Origin of the sequence: Plantibacter sp. LMC-P-059a, assembly GCF_030209505.1 — a bacterium.
Lineage (GTDB): Bacteria > Actinomycetota > Actinomycetes > Actinomycetales > Microbacteriaceae > Plantibacter.
Map to the genome: position 1 here is coordinate 556,904 of NZ_JARVRZ010000001.1, position 19,255 is coordinate 576,158.

At 70.2% G+C, this 19,255-nt stretch carries 17 protein-coding genes and 1 tRNA gene; 4 read left to right on the plus strand and 14 right to left on the minus strand.

Features of this window, described 5'->3' with window-relative positions:
- Window positions 1–84 precede the first annotated feature (84 nt).
- A complete protein-coding gene (greA, locus tag QRN27_RS02645) occupies window positions 85–576 on the plus strand; it encodes a transcription elongation factor GreA (RefSeq protein WP_285040615.1) in 492 nt (163 codons plus the stop codon).
- 92 nt (window positions 577–668) lie between these two features.
- Here greA and ilvA read toward each other — a convergent pair whose 3' ends face one another.
- Both ilvA and QRN27_RS02655 read right to left on the minus strand, forming a co-directional pair.
- A complete protein-coding gene (gene ilvA, locus QRN27_RS02650; protein WP_285040616.1) occupies window positions 669–1,925 on the minus strand; it encodes a threonine ammonia-lyase in 1,257 nt (418 codons plus the stop codon).
- A complete protein-coding gene (locus QRN27_RS02655; RefSeq protein ID WP_285040617.1) occupies window positions 1,922–3,244 on the minus strand; it encodes an AI-2E family transporter in 1,323 nt (440 codons plus the stop codon). Before QRN27_RS02655 ends, ilvA begins: the two co-directional genes overlap by 4 nt.
- 107 nt (window positions 3,245–3,351) lie before the next feature.
- Between QRN27_RS02655 and QRN27_RS02660 the strand changes: the two genes are divergently transcribed.
- Window positions 3,352–4,626, plus strand: a complete 1,275-nt coding sequence (locus QRN27_RS02660; protein WP_285040618.1) for a winged helix-turn-helix domain-containing protein — start codon at window positions 3,352–3,354, stop codon at window positions 4,624–4,626.
- Window positions 4,627–4,735: 109 nt separating this feature from the next.
- Window positions 4,736–6,277: a zinc ribbon domain-containing protein gene (locus QRN27_RS02665; RefSeq protein WP_285040619.1), complete on the plus strand. Its 1,542-nt coding sequence runs from the start codon at window positions 4,736–4,738 to the stop codon at window positions 6,275–6,277.
- A 135-nt stretch (window positions 6,278–6,412) separates the two neighbouring features.
- On the opposite strand, the gene QRN27_RS02670 is transcribed toward QRN27_RS02665, so the two are convergent.
- The 5 genes from QRN27_RS02670 to QRN27_RS02690 form a co-directional block, all read right to left on the minus strand.
- Entirely contained in the window at window positions 6,413–7,297 is an 885-nt protein-coding gene (locus QRN27_RS02670) for a M48 family metalloprotease (RefSeq protein ID WP_285040620.1), read from the minus strand.
- An 18-nt stretch (window positions 7,298–7,315) separates the two neighbouring features.
- Window positions 7,316–7,882, minus strand: coding sequence for a LemA family protein (locus QRN27_RS02675; protein ID WP_056007430.1), 567 nt, complete (start codon window positions 7,880–7,882; stop codon window positions 7,316–7,318).
- A gap of 134 nt (window positions 7,883–8,016) precedes the next feature.
- The gene (locus tag QRN27_RS02680; RefSeq protein WP_502929465.1) at window positions 8,017–9,330 is read right to left on the minus strand and encodes a D-arabinono-1,4-lactone oxidase; all 1,314 of its coding nucleotides are present in this window, start codon (window positions 9,328–9,330) and stop codon (window positions 8,017–8,019) included.
- The gene (locus QRN27_RS02685; protein ID WP_285040622.1) at window positions 9,327–10,571 is read right to left on the minus strand and encodes an alanine racemase; all 1,245 of its coding nucleotides are present in this window, start codon (window positions 10,569–10,571) and stop codon (window positions 9,327–9,329) included. The genes QRN27_RS02680 and QRN27_RS02685 overlap by 4 nt, the downstream gene beginning before the upstream one ends.
- The gene (locus QRN27_RS02690; RefSeq protein ID WP_285040623.1) at window positions 10,571–11,815 is read right to left on the minus strand and encodes an MFS transporter; all 1,245 of its coding nucleotides are present in this window, start codon (window positions 11,813–11,815) and stop codon (window positions 10,571–10,573) included. The genes QRN27_RS02685 and QRN27_RS02690 overlap by 1 nt, the downstream gene beginning before the upstream one ends.
- A gap of 296 nt (window positions 11,816–12,111) precedes the next feature.
- Here QRN27_RS02690 and QRN27_RS02695 point away from each other — a divergent pair, with 296 nt between their 5' ends.
- The gene (locus QRN27_RS02695; RefSeq protein WP_285040624.1) at window positions 12,112–14,328 is read left to right on the plus strand and encodes an Ig-like domain-containing protein; all 2,217 of its coding nucleotides are present in this window, start codon (window positions 12,112–12,114) and stop codon (window positions 14,326–14,328) included.
- A 67-nt stretch (window positions 14,329–14,395) separates the two neighbouring features.
- Here the strand turns inward: QRN27_RS02695 and QRN27_RS02700 are convergent, their stop codons facing one another.
- From QRN27_RS02700 to QRN27_RS02730, 7 genes are all read right to left on the minus strand, one after another.
- The gene (locus tag QRN27_RS02700) at window positions 14,396–14,707 is read right to left on the minus strand and encodes a rhodanese-like domain-containing protein (RefSeq protein WP_285040625.1); all 312 of its coding nucleotides are present in this window, start codon (window positions 14,705–14,707) and stop codon (window positions 14,396–14,398) included.
- Between the two features lie 273 nt (window positions 14,708–14,980).
- Window positions 14,981–15,229, minus strand: a complete 249-nt coding sequence (locus QRN27_RS02705; protein ID WP_194669511.1) for a hypothetical protein — start codon at window positions 15,227–15,229, stop codon at window positions 14,981–14,983.
- Window positions 15,230–15,328: 99 nt separating this feature from the next.
- Window positions 15,329–15,544: a histone-like nucleoid-structuring protein Lsr2 gene (locus tag QRN27_RS02710; RefSeq protein ID WP_194669510.1), complete on the minus strand. Its 216-nt coding sequence runs from the start codon at window positions 15,542–15,544 to the stop codon at window positions 15,329–15,331.
- A 36-nt stretch (window positions 15,545–15,580) separates the two neighbouring features.
- A tRNA-Leu gene (locus QRN27_RS02715) sits at window positions 15,581–15,654 on the minus strand.
- A 102-nt stretch (window positions 15,655–15,756) separates the two neighbouring features.
- Complete coding sequence (locus QRN27_RS02720) at window positions 15,757–17,310, minus strand: NAD(P)/FAD-dependent oxidoreductase (protein ID WP_285040626.1); 1,554 nt, start codon at window positions 17,308–17,310, stop codon at window positions 15,757–15,759.
- 66 nt (window positions 17,311–17,376) lie between these two features.
- A complete protein-coding gene (locus tag QRN27_RS02725) occupies window positions 17,377–18,603 on the minus strand; it encodes a S8 family serine peptidase (protein WP_350224082.1) in 1,227 nt (408 codons plus the stop codon).
- 101 nt (window positions 18,604–18,704) lie between these two features.
- Complete coding sequence (locus QRN27_RS02730) at window positions 18,705–19,226, minus strand: DUF501 domain-containing protein (RefSeq protein WP_285040627.1); 522 nt, start codon at window positions 19,224–19,226, stop codon at window positions 18,705–18,707.
- Window positions 19,227–19,255 lie beyond the last annotated feature (29 nt).

Here is a 19,255-nt window from a genome sequence, read left to right on the forward strand (position 1 = left end):
CGCCCCGGCATTCCGCCGGGGCGTCTGGCATATGACGGGCGTTTCGCCCGTCGTGTGCGACCCACCATGCAAAGGAGTTCCATCGTGTCCGAGCAGATCCAGGAGACGTTCCTCACCCAGCAGGCCTTCGACCGGCTGCAGGCAGAACTCGAACACCTCAGCACCACGGGCCGCGAGGAGATCGCCAAGCGCATCGAAGCGGCTCGCGAGGAGGGCGACCTCAAGGAGAACGGCGGCTACCACGCCGCCAAGGACGAGCAGGGCAAGCAGGAGGCGCGCATCCGTACGCTCACGCAGATGCTGCGCGACGCCAAGGTGAGCGAGGCTCCCGAGTCGAACGGCGTCGTCGAGTCCGGCACCGTCATCACCGCGGTCGTCGCGGGCGGCGAAGAGCGCTTCCTGCTCGGCAGCCGCGAGATCGCGGGGAACACCGACCTCGACGTCTACAGCGAGGGCAGCCCGCTCGGTGCGGCCATCCTCGGGCTGAAGATCGGCGAGACCACCACCTACGAGGCGCCCAACGGCAAGGAGATCACCGTGTCGATCACCGCGGTGGAGACCTACACCGGTTCCTGACCCCGGCAGCCGTGCCGCGGCCTCCCGAAGCTGACGAAGGGCCCCACCGATGCGGTGGGGCCCTTCGTCGTCGAGTGCGGCGTCGTCCTGACTCAGTCGTCGACGATCTGCGGGTCGTACCCCGCCTCACGGAGGGTCTGCACCACCAGATCGCGGTGGTCGGGGCCGCGCGTCTCGATGCTGAGCTCGAGTTCGACGTCACTGATCTGGAGTCCGTGCCCGTGCCGGGTGTGGAGCACCTCGATGACATTGGCGTTCGCCTGCGCCACGAGCTCCGCCGTCCGGGCGAGCTGTCCGGGACGGTCGGGCAGCGGGATGCGCAGCGTGAGGTAGCGGTCCGAGGCGGCGAGCCCGTGGCTCACGACGCGCTGCAGCAGGAGCGGGTCGATGTTCCCGCCCGAGAGGATCGTGACCGTCGTCCCGGTCGGCTCGATCTTGCCGGCCAGGATCGCGGCGACACCCGCCGCCCCGGCCGGCTCGACGACGAGTTTCGCGCGTTCGAGGAGGACGACGATCGCGCGAGCCAGGTCGTCCTCGGAGACGGTGACGACCTCGTCGACGAGCGCACTGATCATCTCGAAGTTCAACTCGCCGGGACGGGCCACGGCGATGCCGTCGGCGATCGTCGGCTGCACCGTGATCGTCGTCGGCGTTCCCGCTTCCAGGGACACCGGGTACGCGGCGGCGTTGGCCGCCTGCACGCCGATCACGCGGATGGTGCGGCCCTCGAGTGCCGCCCGCTGCTTCATGACCCCGGCCACCCCGGAGATGAGGCCGCCTCCGCCGATCGGGACGATGACCGTCTCGACGTCGGGCACCTCCTCGAGGATCTCGAGGCCGAGCGTGCCCTGCCCCGTGATGACGTCGGGGTGGTCGAACGGCGGGATGAGGATCGCGCCCGTCTCCGCGGCGAATTCGGCGGCCGCGATGAGCGGCTCGGCGACCGTGTGGCCGCGCAGAATGACGTGGGCTCCGTAGTCGCGCGTGGCGGCGAGCTTGGGCAGCGGGACGCCGACCGGCATGAAGATGGTCGCGGCGATGCCGAGCTCGCGCGCGGCGAACGCGACCCCCTGCGCGTGGTTGCCGGCGGAGGCCGCCACCACGCCCCGAGCGCGTTCCTCCGGCGTCAGGCTCGACATCCGGTTGTACGCACCACGGATCTTGTAGGAGCCGGTGCGCTGGAGGTTCTCGCACTTCAAGTGCACCGGGACGCCGAGGACGTCGGCCAGATAGCGGGAGCTCTCCATCGGGGTGCGTTGGACGGTGCCGGCGAGGGTGTCCCTGGCGCGCTCGAACGCGGCGAGCGACGGGCCGGGGATTACAGGTGCGGTGGTCGTTGAATCGGTCATGGTGTGCGGGGTCCTGGACTTTCTGGGGACGGGGTCGCTGGGAGGTCGTCGCTGGGGTGCTGGGGCTCCTGATCGCCTGGGCGATCCATGGGCTCGTGGGACGAGCGGGAGCCCGGACGGATTCGCCGGGGGCTCGGGACGGTCTGCCAGATCGCGCCGTCGGCGGCCGGTTGCGGCGGAGCGGTACCGCCGGTCCGCCAGGTGCCGCTGGCGATGGTGTGGACCATCACGTTGATCACGGCCACCACGGGCACCGCGAACAGGGCACCGGGGATGCCTGCGACGAGCGTGCCGCCGGCCACCGCGAGCACCACGGCCAGGGGGTGCACCTTCACAGCGGTCCCCATGATGAGTGGCTGGAGGACATGCCCCTCGAGCTGCTGCACGAGGAGGACGACGCCCAGCATCAGCAGGGCGATCAACGGCCCGTTGTAGACGAGCGCGAGGAAGACGGCGACGGCCCCGGTGACGACGGCCCCGACGATCGGCACGAACGAACCAAGGAAGACGAGGACGGCGACCGGGATGGCGAGGGGGACCCCGAGGATGAACGCGCCGAGTCCGATGCCGACCGCGTCGATCGAGGCCACGAGGATCTGGGTGCGGACGTAGTTGCCGAGCGTCCGCCAGCCGGCCCGGCCCGCGCTGTCGACGGCGGGACGTGCCCGCTGCGGGAAGACGCGCACCGTCCAGCGCCAGATCGTCCGACCGTCGATGAGCATGAACAGCAGGCAGAAGAGGGTGAGGAAGACGCCCGTCGCGACGTGACCCAGCGTCGAACCGATCGACAGCGCGCCGGAGAGGAGCACCTGGCTGTCCTGTTGCAGGGAGTCGAAGGCCTGGGCGATGAAGTCGTTGAGCTGCGCCTCGGTCACGTGCAATGGGCTGGCGAGCAGGAACGCCTTGAAGTCGCCGTAAGCGGTCATCGTGCGGGCCTGCACGGAGGCGAACTGCGAGGTGATCTGCGAGATGGCGAGGAAGATCAGTCCGCTGACCACGGCGAGCGTGCCGACCATCGCGAGCGCGATGGCGAGGCCCTTCGGCCAGCGGTGCCGCACCAGGACGTCGACGACGGGCTTCAGCAGCGCCGAGACGAGGACGGCGATGAGCAGCGGGATGACGATGAGGCGGAGCTGCACGACGAGGAACACGAGCAGTGCGACGACCGCGGCCACGAGGAGGATCCGCCAGGACCACGCTGCGGCCACGCGCATCCCTCGCGGAACACTGCTCGAGCCGCTCGGATCGGGTTCGCGCACAGGCGAGGCCGCTTCGGGAAGGAAGCGTCCCCACCAGGTCTTCGGAGTGTCGTCCGCCATTGCTCAAGTGTAGGGCTGGCACATGCCGGTGTGAGCATGCGGACGACGGGCTCCGGGCCTTCGCCGTGGGCGGCTCGGGTGTCGGCGGCCGGTGCTACCGTCGGGCCGTGCCCGCTTCCCTCTCCCCCGCTCTCGCCCGCCGGATCGCGCTCGGTGCGCAGGGCCTCGGCGGCCCCCCGCGGACGTCCCCGGCCGGGACCCGCACGCTCCGCTCCACGATCGACCGACTCGGCCTCCTGCAGATCGACTCCGTCAACGTCTTCGAGCGCAGTCACTACCTCCCGCTCTTCGCACGGCTGGGCGGATACGACAAGGCTCTCCTCGACCGCCTGACCCTCGCCGCCGACTCGCCCTACCTGGAGTACTGGGCGCACGAGGCGGCGTTCATCCCGCGCGAGTCGTGGCCGTTGTTCCGTTGGCGGATGGAGGCGAACCGCGCGAAGCATGCGGGCGACGACACCACCTGGGCGAGCCAGAACACGCAGATGCTGGACTGGGTACGGGCACTGCTGCGCGTCGAGGGGCCGCTCAAGGCAAGCGAGATCGAGCACGATGCGAACGTCCGACGCGGACCCTGGTGGGGATGGTCCGACGTGAAGCGGGCGTTGGAGGTGCTGTTCCTCTACGGCGAGGTGGTCACGGCCGGCCGCGACCGGTTCGAGCGCCGGTACGCACTCGCCGAGCAGGTGCTGCCGCAGCATCTCCTCGACGCGGACGTCGCCCGGCCCGACGCGATCCGTGCGCTCGTCGAACAGGCCGCCGCGGCGCAGGGCGTCGCGACCCTCGCCGACCTGGCGGACTACTTCCGGATCAAGCCGCAGACCGCGGTCCGCCTGGCGGTCGACGAGCTCGTGGACGCCGGCGTCCTCGAGCCGGTCTCCGTCGCCGGTTGGGACCGACGCGGCGGGCCGCAGGAGGCCTGGATCCACCGCGACGCCCGACGACCGCGACGCATCGAGGGGGCGTCGCTCCTCAGCCCGTTCGACCCGGTCGTCTGGTTCCGCGAACGCGCGCTGCGGATGTTCGGACTCCACTACCGGATCGAGATCTACACGCCGGAGCCCAAGCGCGTCTACGGGTACTACGTCCTGCCGGTCCTCATCGACGGCGAGATCGTCGCGCGCGTCGATCTGAAGAGCGACCGCCAGGCGGGGGTCCTCCGTGTCCAGTCCGCGTGGTTCGAGCGTGGGCATGAGGATGACGTCGCCCGGGGGCTCCGTCCCATCGCCGACGACGCGATCGCGGGGCGCCTCGCGGAGTTGCTCGAGCAGACGGCCCACTGGCAGGGACTCGACGCCGTGGTCGTCGTCGATCGAGGGACGCTCGCGGCTCCCCTGGCCCACGCGGTAGGCACCGCGCTCGTCTCCCGTCCACCCGCGTAGGCATGGGCACTACTCCCCATGCCCAGGGGGCGCAATCACTCTCAGGGGATGCACACCGACTGCTAAGTTGATGAGCACCTTCATGGTCCGAAACGAGGGGAACCCGCCCATGAGCAACGACGACACCACACCCGCACAACCCGGCCGACCGAACCCGGACGAGCAGCCGAACCAGCCGTACCAGGGGCAGCAGCAGCAGTCCCCGTATCAGCAGGGTCAGCAGCCGTCCGACAACCCGTACCAGTCGGGCCAGCAGCAGACGCCGAACCCCTACCAGCAGGGCCAGCAGACGCCGCACAACCCCTACCAGTCGGGCCAGCAGCAGACGCCGAACCAGGCACCTCCGGCTCCGTACGGCCAGCAGCCGACCGGCGGCCAGAACCCGTACCAGCAGGGCCAGCAGCCGAACGGCCAGCAGACCGGCGCACAGAACCCGTACCAGCAGGGCCAGCAAGGCCAGCAGCCGAACGGCCAGTACGCGACGGCGCAGAACCCCTACGCGACGGGTGCCCCCAAGCAGCCGATGGATCCGAAGCAGAAGAAGCGGATCATCATGTGGTCCTCGATCGCCGGTGGAGCGCTCGTCCTCATCGCGGCGGCCGCCATCACGATCGGTGTCCTGAACACCACGGCCTTCGGACCGCAGGCGAAGGTCGAGGAGTACCTCAAGGCCATCGCCTCGGGCGACGCCAAGCTCGCCAACAGCCTCGTGGCACCCGACCCGTCCATCGTCGGCAGCACGGACGACGCCACGGACGAGCCCACGGCCGAGCCTGAAGCCACCCCAGACCCCGACGAGTCGGCAGCCCCCGACGACGATGCGGACGCGGATGCCGCAGCCCCCACCGCGGTGAAGCCGACGGCCCTGCTCACGAACGAGGTCCTTAAGGCCGCGGACGAGCGCATCAAGGACCCGAAGGTTGGCCGCGTCTACAACCGCAACGGCGAGGCTCGCGTGCAGGTCACGTACGAGCTCGGCGGCAAGAAGTACGAGGACACGGTCACGCTCGAGAGCGAAGGCAAGCAGTTCCTGTTCTTCGACCAGTGGAAGCTCGCGAGCTCGCTCGTCGGCAGCATCAGCGTGTACACCGGTCTCGGCGGCACCGCGTTCAGCGTCAACGGCGTCAACTTCGACGGCGCTGCCGACGAGAGCCTGTTCGCCTACCCGGCCGTCTACACGATCGCGCCGCCGGAGAGCAAGTTCCTGCAGGGCGACGCGCAGACGGTCACGCTGACCTCGTACACCGCCGGTGAGGGTTCGGCCTTCATCGACATCGACGTGACCGCCACGGAGGCCCTCACGACCGAGGTGACCAAGCAGGTCGTCGCCATGATCGAGAAGTGCCTCGGCGCCACCACGCTCGACACCGAGTGCGGCGTCATGCCCGACTGGCAGCAGAAGCAGTTCTCGAGCGTCGGTCCGGTCACGTGGACGCTCACCTCTCCCCCGACCGTCGAGGTCGATGAGAGCGGTTCGTACTTCTACACCTCGGACGGCCGCATCGACGGCTCGTTCGACGCCTCCTGGTACGGCAGCGCCGTCACCGGACAGCAGGTGTGGGACACGTACCTGAACTTCCCGGGCAAGATCACGATCGACGCCGATGACAAGGTCACGGTGACGTTCGACTCCGACGAGCAGACCGAATAACGGTCCTCGCCTGAACGCCGAATGGGGCGGCACCTCCGGGTGCCGCCCCATTCGTGTGTCCGGGGTCGGAAGTGCGACCGGCCCAGGCCAACCCCGCGGGATCAGACCATGCCCGCGGCAACCCTTCCCTGCCCGCTAGAACCCGTCGCCGATGGTGCTGAGTCGCTTGATGCGCTCGACGAGGGGCGGGTGCGTGCTGAAGAGCCGAGCGACGGCCCCGGGCTTCAACGGGTCGGAGATCCACAGGTGCGCCATGGACGAGTTCTGCTTCGCCATGGGTCGACCGTAGGCGGCCAACTTGCCGAGCGCGCTCGCAAGGGCCTCAGGATGGCGGGTGGTGAGCGCGCCCGTCGCATCCGCGAGGTACTCGCGCTGCCGCGAGATCGACAGCTGGACGAGCGTGGCCAGCAGTGGCGCCACGAGCATGGCGACGATCCCGATGATGAGCATGACGGGGTTGCCGCCGTTGTTGTTGTTGCGGTTGCCGCCGCCCCAGATCGTCATCCGGAGGAGCATGTCCGAGAGGAACCCGATCGCGACCACGAGACCGAACACGACCATCGAGACGCGGATGTCGTAGTTGCGGACGTGGCCGAGTTCGTGCGCCATGACGCCCTCAAGCTCTGCGTCGTTGAGGATCTCGAGGAGGCCGGTGGTCGCAGCCACCATGGCGTGCTCCGGATCGCGTCCCGTCGCGAAGGCGTTCGGTGCAGGATCGACGATGAGGTAGACCTCGGGCATCGGCGTGCCGGTGGTGATCGCGAGGTTCTCCACGATGCGGTACAGCCGCGGATGGTCGGCGAGCTCGATGCGTTGCGCGCCCGTCATCGCGATCGCCTGGCGTCCGGCGAAGAAGTACTGGATGCAGGCGTAGACGACGGCGACGACCAGGACGACGATCGTGATCGTGAGGTTCTGGTACAGGTATCCGGCCAGCCACCCGAGCCCGCCGATGATCGCCAGGAAGACGATGAAGATCAGGACGGTGTTGCGCTTGTTCCGCGCGATCGCTCGGTACACCGGACGGCGCTCAGGCGATCAGAACTGGACGCGCGGCGGTTCGGCGATCGCCGCGTTGTCGGTGACCTCGAAGAAGTCGCTCTCGGAGAAGCCGAGGCCCTTCGCGAAGAGGTTGTTCGGGAACACCTTGATCTTCGTGTTGAGTTCCCGGACACCACCGTTGTAGAAGCGGCGAGACGCCTGGATCTTGTCCTCGGTGTCGACGATCTCCGACTGCAACTGCAGGAAGTTCTGGCTCGCCTGCAACTGCGGGTAGGCCTCCGCGACGGCGAAGATGCTCTTGAGCGCCTGCTGCATGTGCGTCTCCGCCTCGCTCACCGCGGCCGGCCCCTGCGCCGTCAACGTCTCCGCACGGGCCTTCGTGACGTTCTCGAACACCGCCTTCTCGTGGGCGGCGTAGCCCTTCACCGCCTCGATCAGGTTCGGGATGAGGTCGGCACGGCGCTTCAGCTGCACCGTGATGTCGCTCCAAGCCTCCTCGACGCGGACGTTCAGCGTCACGAGCGAGTTGTACGTCACCCAGAAGTAGATGCCGACGATGACGACCAGGGCAACGACGATGAGGACTGGGATCAGCCATTCCATGAGGATGGGCTCCTTGCGAATCGATGGAGAGCGGGTCTGTCCATTCTATCCGCGAGGCGATGCAACCCTTGGGGACTTCGCAGGAAGCACGCAGCCGCCGTGCAGACACGTCGCCTCCGGGCACCGTTCCGGCGTCAGTCGCCGAGCACGCGCGCGAGGTACGGGTTGCCGAACACCCGGCCCGGGTCGAGACGGTCGCGAAGGGCGAGGAAGTCGTCGAAGCGTGGGTACGCACCCCGGAGGGAGGGGGCGTCGCGGCCGTGCAGCTTGCCCCAGTGGGGGCGGCCCCCGAGCTCCGTCATGATCGCCTCGACGGCCCGGAAGTACTCCCCCGGATCCTCTCGGAAGAACCGGTGGACGGCGACATAGCCGGTCGCCCGGCCCGAGGCCGTGGACAGCCAGAGTTCGTCGGATGCCGCGACCCGCACCTCGATCGGGAACGAGATCCGCCACCCGCGTTCCTCGATGAGGGCTCGAACCCTCGCGAAGGCGGTCGGCAGCTGCTCGAGCGGGACGGCGTACTCCATCTCGACGAACCGCACGGTCCTGCTGGTCGTGAACACCGCCGTCGACCGGTCGACGAACTCCCGATCACCGACCAGCCGGTCGGCGAGCCGGTTCACGCGCGGGACGATGGCGGGCGCCACGGTGCCGACGTTGCAGAGCACGCGGTACACCCCGTTCGCGAGCAGGGTGTCGTCGACCCACCGTTCGACCGGACGGAGCGAGTGCACCGCGGCGTCGCCCGGGAGCCGCACGTTCGTCTTCGTCAGGGCGGTCCCGGTGTGCGGGAACCAGTAGAACTCGAAGTGGTCGACGGCAGCGGCCCGGGCGAGCAACTCCGACAGCAGCCCGTCCAGCGGCTCGGGTCGCTCGACCGCATGCAGGACGAAGGCCGGGACGCACTGCAGAGTGACCTCGACCAGGATGCCGAGCGCACCGAGACCGAGCGCCAGCGCAGGCAGGAGCGCGGTCTCCTGCTGCTCGTCGGCGGTCAGCAGCTCACCGTCGGCGGTCACCATCACCACGCCGACGACCTGCGTCGCGATCCCGCCGAACGCCGCCCCCGTCCCGTGCGTGCCCGTGGAGATCGCGCCGGCGATGGACTGCCGGTCGATGTCGCCGAGGTTGGGCATCGCGAGCCCGTAGGGTTCGAGCAGTCGCGGGACGTCGTGGAGACGGGTCCCCGCCAGCAGGGTCACACGGCGGCGCTCCCGATCGACCCGGACCACACCGGACAGGGCGTCGAGTTCGAGGAGCACCCCCGGGGCCACGGCGATCCCGGTGAAACTGTGGCCGGCGCCGACCGCCTTGATCGGCAGGCCGGCACCGGCTGCCGCACGGACGAGGCGCTGCACCTCGACGATCGACGCCGGGCGTTCGACGCGCACCGGCCGCACCCGTTCGGTGCGCGCCCAGTTCGTCCACACACTCGGACCGCGCATCAGATGAACCCCCGCCCTTCACCGCGGTACGTCGGGAGGACGTCCTCCACCCCGTCGTCACCGATCACGTGGAACGCGTCGACCCGCTCGCTGAGCTCGCCCGACTTGGTGTGCCGCAACCAGACGCGGTCGCCGAGTCGCAGTCCCGCCGCCGCCGCACCGGCGACCGGGGTCTGGACCTCCCCCGCCATCTCGCGCGGGAGCATCCGCAGCCCCTCCGGCCAGGCGATCATCGGAAGCCGGTCCAGCCCGGGCGGCCCGGACGCGACCCAGCCGCCACCGAGGATGGTCGCGAGCTCAGCCGACGGCTTGCGGACCACGGACAGGCCGAAGGCAGCGGCGGGAGCCGGCGTGAAGGCGCGGTAGTGGTCGAAGAGGTGTCCGCCGAAGACGCCGCTACCGGCGGCGATCTCCGTCACGGCGTCATCGGACGCGGTCAGTTCGAGCGACCCGGTCCCACCGCCGTTCACGAACTCGAGGTCCGTCACCGCGCGCACCTCGGCGACGACGGCGGCACGCCGCTCCCGGAGTTCCGCCCACGATCGCCGTTGGATCGCGCGGAGCGCAGCCGACCAGGCGGGCCGTCCGGCCAGGTCGTCGCCCTGCCCGGCGATCTGCGCCTCGTAGGCCATGACGCCCACCAACCGGAATCCCGGCCGTCGCTCGACGACCTCGGCGAGCGCCCGGACCGCGTCGGGGGTGCGGAGCGGCGAGCGGCGGACCCCGATGTGACCGAGCGCCGGTGTGCGGAAAGAGGCGTCCAGTTCGATGCAGACTCGGATCTCGGCGCGCCGCCCCGGTGGCACGACGCTGTCGACGAGGTCGAGGTGCTCGACCGAGTCGATCATGAGGGTGACCCTCCGAGCCGCCCGTTCGTCGGCGCCGAGCCGGTCGATCGCGCCGCGTTCCGCGGTCGGGTACCCGACCACGACGTCGTCGACGGTCTCCGCGAGCCAGAGCGCCTCCGCCAGGGAGTACGCGAGGACGCCCTCGTAGCCGGGCTGGCGGAGGAGGGCGTCGATGACGCCGCGCACGCGGATCGACTTGCTGGCGATACGGATGGGTTTGCCTGCGGCCCGCCGGAGCAGGTCGTGGGTGTTGTAGCGGAGCGCGCCGAGGTGCAGGACGGCGGCCGGCGAGTCGACGTGGGAGACCGCGCGTTCGATACCGCCCCAGTATCGCCTCGGGTCGAGCCACGGCATCGGGTCGGTCACACGACCGCCCGCGGTCAGTTCGATGGACATCAGCGCACTCCTCTGACTCGGGTGACGGCGATCGCCCCGGCGACGGCACACGCCGCCGAGACGAGGTACAGCCCGGCGAATCCGCCGAGCCACGCGACGAGACCGGCCCCGATGAGCGGTGCGACGGCCTGCGGCACGGCCTGCGCGATGTTCATGATGCCGAGGTCCTTGCCGTGCGACGCGGGGTCCGGGAGCACCTGCGTGGCGAGCGCCTGGTCGACCGACATGAAGCAGCCGTAGCCGAGTCCGATCAACGCGGACGACACGAAGCCCATCGGGAGCGACGGCCAGATCGCGAGCAGGAGCGCGGCGAGGGCCTGCGACACGGACGCGGCGACGACGAAGGCCCGGCGGCGACCGAGCCGGTCGGAGAGGCGGCCGAGCAGGATCGAGGACGCGACCACGAACACGGTGTAGACGATCGTGACGAGCAGGAGGTCGGTCTCCGCGTCCGCGTCGCCGAGCCCGTACAGCAGGAAGTAGAAGAGCAGGGAGGTGCTGAACGCGTTGCCGAGGTTGACGAGGACACGGCTGAGCATCGTCCAGGCGAAGTCCGGGTGCCGACGCGGTGAGACCCAGAGACTCTCCACGAGCGTCCGCGGGGTGAGGGGCGCGGGCCGCTCACCCGCCGGGATCGGGTCGGGCAGACGGAGGAAGGGCACGACGAGCGCGACGAGGATCACCGCGAGCGCGAGGTAGCCGACGAACGGCTGGGTGTCGAGGAGGAGCAGCAGGGCGATGCCGAGGATGACGCCGACGGCCTGGGGTGCGGAGATCCATCCGGAGACGAACCCGCGTCGCTCCACGGGGACCTGGTCGGAGATGGTCGCGGTGAGAGCCGCACCGAGCACACAGAAGCCGACGATCGCGAGGCACCAGCAGACGCCGATGCCGACGACATCGGTCTGCAGGCCGAGCAGCACGAGCCCGAGGGCGAACAGCAGCGTCCCGGCGGCGATCCACGGTCGCCGCCGGCCGTACCGCGACCTGGTGCGGTCGGAGAGGGCACCCGTCAGCGGGTAGACGACGATCGAGCAGAGCCCGGCGGCCCCCGCGACCAGTCCGAAGGCCACGACGCTGTCGACCCAGTGCTCGGGGGCGAGCCGGGCGTCGATCTGGGCGGGGAGCAGGAGCTGCAAGGGCGCGAGTTGGGCCATCCAGACGCCCAACCAGGCGACGGCGAACGCGGCCACCCAGCGACCGCTGACGCGTCGGCCGACCGTGGCGGTATCCGTGTCGCTCATCGCCGCCCTGCTTCGACCAGGTGCTCGAGACCGGGTGTCCGCATGACGGAAAGACTCGGTGGCTCGTGCACCGCGGAGATCCTCGCCATGGCGACCCTTCCAGGTGCGCTCCCGGGTCGTACCGCTCCATCGCCACCGGCCCGCCTGGGGCAGACGACCCAGTCGGGCCAGTATGTCGGACGAGCGGTCGCGGCGCACCTGTCCGAGCCGGGCTCCGGTGCGGATCGCCCGGGAATTGTCGGCTGATCTGGCGCGGGAGGTTGACTTCGCGCGGCGATCTTGGGGGAATGGAGACGGTGACCGGGGAACACGCGCGCGCAGGAACAGGAGTCCGATCGAATCGCTCGATCGGACGCGTCGCGATCCTCCTCACCGGCTTCCTGCTCGCGGGGCTCTGGACGACGACCGTCGCCGCCCCAGCCTGGGCGACGCCCGAACCGCTTCCGGCTCCCAGTCCGAGCGACTCCTCAGCGGCCCCGACACCGACCCCGCCGCCGCTCGACGGCCCCACCATCACGAGTCCGGCCACCGGTTCGTTCATCGGCAGCGGGTCGGTCACCGTCACGGGCACGAAGGACACCGGGACCGGCATCCAACTCCAACTCGGCGACGGCGTGGAACCGGCCTGCATCCTGCCGCAGGACGACGGCACGGACTGGTCCTGCTCGGTCGTCCTCCCGGACGGCGGCGGCATCCCGATCACCGCGGTCGAGGTCGGTGCCCCCGAGACCCTGTCCGCGCAAGTCTCCGTGTCCGCGCTCGCCCCGCCCACGATCACCGCGGGCACCCCGAGCAACGGCGGCGTCCGCGGCACCGCCTACCCTGGCGCGACGGTCACCGTGCGCGCGGACTCCGGCGCCAGCTGCAGTTTCGCGGCGGACAGCTCGGGCAGCTGGTTCTGCGTCCTGGGCGAGCCGCTGCCTGCCGGCGACCTCTCCATCACCGCCACGCAACAGGCGTCCTTCACGGGTGGTCGGCGTTCCGACGCCTCCGCTCCCGTCGTCCTCTCGATCGACCGGGACGCGCCCGCTCCCCCGGTGATGACCTCTCCGGTCGCCGGCCAGGCGATGCCGCTGGCGGCGTCCACCTACGCCGGGACCGGCGAAGCGGGCGCGACCGTCACCGTGTTCGCCGACTCGACCTCCGTCTGCACGGCGGTCGTCGTCGACGGCTCCTGGACGTGCTCGGGTGCAGGTGTCCCGGCCGGCGCACACGTGGTCCTCGCCATCCAGCAGGACGCGGCGGGCAACACGAGCGGCGCGAGCACGCCCGCCACCCTCACCTTCGGGGACGCCGCCGGAGCACCAGCCACGCCCGCGCCCTCTTCCCCCTCCCCGCTGCCGACGGACGGTGCTTCGCCGTCCCCGGCCCCCGGAAGCCAGGCGCCGGGCACGCAGCAGCCGACACCCTCGCCCAACGGGGAGCCGACTCCCGGCGCGGCTCCTCCGGTCGGTGGTGGCGGTGGGCTCTGGTCGGGCTCGACGCCGTTCTCCCAGACCCTTTCATCGACGATCGACGGCCGTGGTCAGCCCGTCTGGTGGCTCGCGGCCCTCCTCGCGCTCGCAGCCCTGGCCCTCGTCGCGGTCCCGGCGCGACTCCTCGCGACCTCGACCGCCGGGTGGCTGTCGTTGGTCGGCGAGCATGGTCGCGCGCCTGTGACCGGGCGCAACCGGCCCAGAAGCGAGTTCGAGCGACCGCCGTCCGTGCCGCTGCCGAACCGGTCGATCCTCGCCGTCGTCACCACGGTGCTCGCCGCCGGCATCCTGATGTTCGCGCACCCGGTCGTCGGACAGCCGGCCTACCTCCGGCTGTGGTTCGCGTCCGTGCTCGCGGTGGTCGCGATCAACGCAGCAGGGCTCCTCGCCCAGCTCGTTGTCGCCCGGCGGTCCGCACTGGGTCCGATGCGGGTCAGCATCCGAAGCGGTGGCCTCGTGACCGTCGGTGTCGTGACCGCGCTGTCGCGGCTCCTCGCGCTGCAACCAGCGTTGCTCTTCGCCCTCCTGGTGGACCTCCGCCCGGTTCCGACGTCCGAGTCATCGGACCAGGACGCTGATGCGGCCCCCGGTGCGGTCGCGCCGGCTCGCGCGGTAGGCGTCTCGACGCAGACCGCCGGTCACCTCGCCCTGGCGAGGATCGCGGCCGCCGCGGTCGTCGGCGCGCTCGCCTGGCTCGTGTCGGCGCTGGCCGGCGAGCCGAGCGGTGCCGTCGGCGCAATGCTCGTGGAAGCGGTGAACCTGACGGCGATCGCCGGGATCGGCTCGGCGTCGATCGCGCTCCTCCCCCTCGGCCCGTTGGGCGGACGCGCCGTCCTCGACTGGTCCAAACCGGTGTGGCTCGGGAGCGCCTTCCTCAGCTTCACGCTCCTGTTCGGACTCCTGGGTCCGACCGCGACGATGCCCGGCGCAACCGACACCCTGGTCGGGATCCTGCTCGGTGCGCTCGTGTTCGCGACGATCGGTGCCGGCGCCTGGGCATGGCGTCGACACATCCGCCCGCTCCTCGACACGCACTGAGGGCGCCGTAGCGTTTGGGCACGGCTCTGCTGGGCGCGGGTTCGGTCAGGTCGAAGCGGAAGGAGCGTCAGCCGGCGTCTGCGGCGCGCTGGACGGGCAGGCCGCTGGCAGCCCACTCGGAGATGCCACCGGTGACGTTCACCGCGTCGTAGCCCTGCTGTTCGAGGTACGCTGCGACCCGTGCGCTCCGGCCACCGGAGTGACACATCACGTAGACCGTCTCCTCACGCGGGACCTCGTCGAGGTGGTCGAGGAAGGACGACATCGGCAGGTGTCGCGCGCCGGCGACATGTGCGACGGCGACCTCGTCGGCTTCACGGACGTCGATGATGACGGCCTCGTCGAGCTTGCTCAGGTCGGTGGGGGTGATCTCCTGCATCACTTCAGCCTACCCTCGCCTCGGCTCTCCGAGGCCGGATCTGACGGCGGGCAGGCGTGAGGGCGAGGTAACCCGAATACCTCGCCCTCACTTGAGGCGTCTAGCAACCGATCGACCAGGAAGCTTGCGGCTTCCGGGACCGGCTCACGGGTGACGCCCCCACTCGAAGGTAGCGGACCGTGGGCCCCTTCCGTGACGCGGACCGCCGTGTCGCGGCCCGGAAGGCGAAAGTGACGACCCCCGTTCGGGGGTGCTCAGTGACGACCGGAGGGGTCAGTGGGCGCTGTCGGGGTCGCGCGGGAGGTGGATCTCGCCCGGGTCGACGTCCACGTCGCCGACGTCGTCCGGCCCACCCGTGCCGGGGGCGACGTTGATCATGCCCGAGGCGATGTCGGGGTCGCGGACGACCGGCTGCCCGTCGTCCTGCTTCGCTTCCGTCTCGGCTTCGCTCGAGGGGCTGTAGGTGCGGTCCTTGGTCGTCTGCTCTTCGTCGTTCAGGCCGGATTCGTTCGGAGTACTCATGCTCCGCACGCTACCGGCCCCCGCAGGCTAGACCCCGCCCCTTGCAGGATGGCGAGGAACGTGCAGACCTCCATCGCCCCCGCGTGGGGCGGGTCGCGATCAGTGGAGGCGGCGGAGCGACGCCGCAGCGACGACCGGCCGGGCCGCCTCGACGTACGCGGACAGCGTCTCGCGGAGCGCCGCGGCGTTGTCGTCGGTCAGATCGATCTCGTAGTTCTCGCCGTCGATGCCGAAGCGGACGGTCTCCCCCAGCCCGCGTGGGATGTCGGAACCGTCGAGGTCGTCGATGAGCGTCGTGATCGTTCGGGTGGCCATACGTCCATCCTCCCACCTCCCGCGATGCGATCGTCGTACCCCCGGTGGGGTTCGAACCCACACTGCGGCGATTTTAAGTCGCCTGCCTCTGCCAGTTGGGCTACGGGGGCGTGCCTCTCATCGTATCGAGGCCTGAGACGCCGAGAGGCGCACGTCCCGGCTGACCGGTGACATGCGCCTCTCGAAGCGTGGAGCGGAACGCCCCAGATGGACTACTTGCTCGCGCTGACGTCCTCTGCGGGCGTCGCGTAGGCCTGTGCGTCGTCGGCACCGGTCGGAGCACCAGCGGCAGCGGCGGGAGCCTCCGATGCGGGAGCCTCCGCCGCAGGTGCTGCGGCCTCGGCCGGAGCGGCCTTGGGCTTGCGCTTGACGGGAGCCTTGCGAGCGGGCTTCTCGGCGGCTGCCGGAGCCGCCGGAGCAGCAGCGGGAGCCGCGGCGTCTGCCGGGGGCTTCGGGCGTGACGCGAACGTCTCGAACGCCTCACGAGGCGTCTGAACGGCCTGCAGCGAGACGATGTCGCGTCCGAGCCAGAAGTTGTTCCACCAGCCACCGAAGACGCGGAACTTGCGCTCGAAGCTCGGCATGGCCAGACCGTGGTAGCCACGGTGGGCGAACCAGGCCGGGAGGCCCTTGATCGCGAGGTTGCCGGACTGGAACACGCCGACGCCGATGCCGAGACCGGCGACCGCGCCCATGTTCTTGTGGAAGTAGTTCTTCGGCTCCTCGCCACGGAGGACCGCGGTGATGTTCTTCGCGAGGAGCTTGCCCTGACGCACGGCGTGCTGCGCGTTCGGCACGCAGAACCCGCCGACGCCGCCGCCGCTGAGGTCGGGGACGGCGGAGACGTCGCCGGCCGCCCAGGCACCCTCGACGATGTCGTCGTCGGTGCCGACGCGGAGGTCGGCGCGGGTCTTGATACGCCCACGCTCCTCGACGGGGAGGTCGCCACCGCGGACGACACCCGGGTTCGCCATGACGCCGGCGGTCCAGACGATGAGGTCGGACTCGAACGACTCACCCGTGGAGAGCTCGATCTTGCCGTCGACCGCTGACTGCAGCTGCGTGTCGAGGTGGACGAGCGCGCCGCGCTCTGCCAGGTTCTTGAGGACCCAGTGGCTCGTCTCGATCTTGACCTCGGGCATGATGCGCCCCATGGCCTCGATGAGGTGGAAGTGCGTGTCCTCGAAGGAGAGCTGCGGGTAGAACTTCAACAGCGAGCTGGCGAAGGAACGCAGCTCGGCGAAGACCTCGATACCGGCGAACCCGCCACCGACGACGGTGAACGTGAGCAGGCGGTCGCGCTCGGGACCGGCCGGCAGGTTGGCCGCCTTGTCGAAGTTGGACAGCACGCGGTCGCGGATCGCGACGGCCTCCTCGATCGTCTTCAGACCGATCGCGGTGTCGGCGACACCCGGGATGGGGAAGGTACGCGAGACGGCGCCGGCGGTGACGACGATGATGTCGTAGTCGACCTCCCACGGCTCGCCGATCTCGGGCGTGATCGTCGCCTTCTTCTCGGCGTGGTTGATGCCCGTGACCTTGGCGGTGATCACGTTGGTGGACTTCAGGTGACGACGCGGCGAGACGACCGCGTGACGCGGCTCGATGGAACCGGCGGCGACCTCGGGGAGGAACGGCTGGTAGGTCATGTACGGCAGCGGGTCGACCATGGTGACTTCGGCTTCGCCACGGCGAAGCTGCTTCTCGAGCTTCCAGGCGGTGTAGAACCCGGCGTAACCACCACCGACGATCAGAATTTTGGGCACGGCGAACGATCTCCTACGTCAAGACGATTGGTTCAGATCAATGTCTGAGAATATCGGAACAGAGTACTACTTCCGCAGTACCCGCTTGAAATGCCTGGTAGCGCCTATGACACCGAGCGCCACCAGGCTACCAGTTCCGAGCAGGAGCGCCAGCGGCAATGACCCGTAGAGCAGGGTGCTCGGGGTGGGCAGGAAGGGGTTCGCGCGGACCTCGACGGCCTCGCCCTCCGGGATCGCCGGTGGCTGCGGTTCCGGCGTCGGCCGGTAGAACCCGTCGGCCGGATCGGTGTCCTGCGGGGCGCGCCGGTAGAGCGTGATCCAGTCGGACAGCTGCTCCTCCGGAGAGGTCGACGCCGGCCCGACGGTGGCGCTGACCGCCCGCTCGGCGTCGATGAGACCGGCACCGTAGATCGGACTCTGGGCGGAATCGCCGACCTGCTTCGCCGTGGCGGTCACCCGCTCGATGACGTCGGCGGCACTGAGGTCCGGCCACGCCGAGCGTACGAGCGCGACCAGCCCGGAGACGATCGGCGCCGCGCCGCTCGTGCCCTGCCACTGCACGGAGGAACCGGCCGGCGTCACCCCGACGAGCTGCTCGCTCGGCGCCGCGACCGCGATCGTGATGCCCTGGCTCGAGGCGTCGAAGCTCGCCGAACCCGTCCGGTCCACGCCGGCGACGGTCAGCACCCCGGGGATCGTGGCGGGTGCTCCGACCTCGACCGTCCCGCTCCCCCGGTTACCCGCCGCGGCGACGACGACCACGTCGTGCGAGAAGGCGTACAGGAACGCGTCGTCCCAGCTGGTCGGCCAGTCGAGACTGTTGCGGGTGAGGGACATGTTGATGACGTCCGCGCCGTTGTCGACGGCCCACCGGACGGCCGTCGCGATCTGCTCGTCCCAGGGAACGACCGTGGACCCCTCCGAGCCGAACCCGACGGAAACGGAGAGCAACCGGGCTTCCGGCGCGACGCCGATGACGCCCGCGCCACCCGTCCGGCCGCGGCCCGCGATCATCGACGCGACGAGCGTCCCGTGCTCACTCCCCTCGGAGCCGACCGGGGTCCGTCCGTCGGCGCTGCCGAGACCGGAGACATCGACGCCGCCCGCTACCGCACCGTTCAACTCCGTGGGACCGTCGGCGATCCCCGTGTCGATGACCGCGACGGTGACCCCGGCGCCCTTCGTCGTCTCCCACGCGGTGGTGAACCCGTAGTCGCCGAGCCAGTACTGCATGTCGCGGACGGTGTCCGCCGAGGCTGGGAGTGCCGGTGTGACGACGAGGAGGACTGCCACCAGGGCGCCCAGCGCGGGGCGCAGACCACGGAGACCACGCGGACGGCGCCCGTGTCGCTCCCCGACGCTCCCCCGCGTGCGACGTCCGTCGCGTGCGGGGGCTATCCCAGACCCGCCTGGCCGTCTGCGCATGCGCAGACCTCCGGGCTCCACGTCGCGCGCTCGAGCGCGAGGTCGCCGATGGGGTTGACGCCCGGACCGGCCGCGAGGGCGTGGCCGACGAGCGCGTGGAGACACTTGACCCGCACCGGCATGCCACCGGCGGAGATCCCGTCGATCTCGGCGACCTCGGCGATGGAGGTGCGGTCGGCGAGGTAGGCGGCGTGGGCGCTCGCGTACCCGCTCCGCAGCTCTTCGTCCTCGGCGAGCAGCTCGGTGTACTCGTTCATGACCTGCGTCGCCTCGAGCGAGGACACCGCGGCGGTGGCCGCAGGATGCGTCAGGTAGTAGAAGGTGGGGAACGGCGTGCCGTCGGCGAGACGCGGTGCGGTGGAGACCACGGTCGGGGCGCCGCACACGCAGCGTGCGGAGATACCGACGACGTTCCGTGCCGGGCGTCCGAGTTGCGCCGACACGATCTCGACGTCGCGCTCGGAGACGGGGCCGAAGGGAGGGGTGCTCATGGTTCCATTATCGCCGGGATCGCCGACGT

Coding starts and splice junctions, on each gene's coding strand:
- ilvA (WP_285040616.1), bottom strand. CDS start 1,925: ATGACCGATTCAACGACCACCGCACCTGTAATCCCCGGCCCGTCGCTC.
- QRN27_RS02655 (WP_285040617.1), bottom strand. CDS start 3,244: ATGGCGGACGACACTCCGAAGACCTGGTGGGGACGCTTCCTTCCCGAA.
- QRN27_RS02665 (WP_285040619.1), top strand. CDS start 4,736: ATGAGCAACGACGACACCACACCCGCACAACCCGGCCGACCGAACCCG.
- QRN27_RS02675 (WP_056007430.1), bottom strand. CDS start 7,882: ATGGAATGGCTGATCCCAGTCCTCATCGTCGTTGCCCTGGTCGTCATC.
- QRN27_RS02685 (WP_285040622.1), bottom strand. CDS start 10,571: ATGTCCATCGAACTGACCGCGGGCGGTCGTGTGACCGACCCGATGCCG.
- QRN27_RS02690 (WP_285040623.1), bottom strand. CDS start 11,815: ATGAGCGACACGGATACCGCCACGGTCGGCCGACGCGTCAGCGGTCGC.
- QRN27_RS02700 (WP_285040625.1), bottom strand. CDS start 14,707: ATGCAGGAGATCACCCCCACCGACCTGAGCAAGCTCGACGAGGCCGTC.
- QRN27_RS02705 (WP_194669511.1), bottom strand. CDS start 15,229: ATGAGTACTCCGAACGAATCCGGCCTGAACGACGAAGAGCAGACGACC.
- QRN27_RS02710 (WP_194669510.1), bottom strand. CDS start 15,544: ATGGCCACCCGAACGATCACGACGCTCATCGACGACCTCGACGGTTCC.
- QRN27_RS02730 (WP_285040627.1), bottom strand. CDS start 19,226: ATGAGCACCCCTCCCTTCGGCCCCGTCTCCGAGCGCGACGTCGAGATC.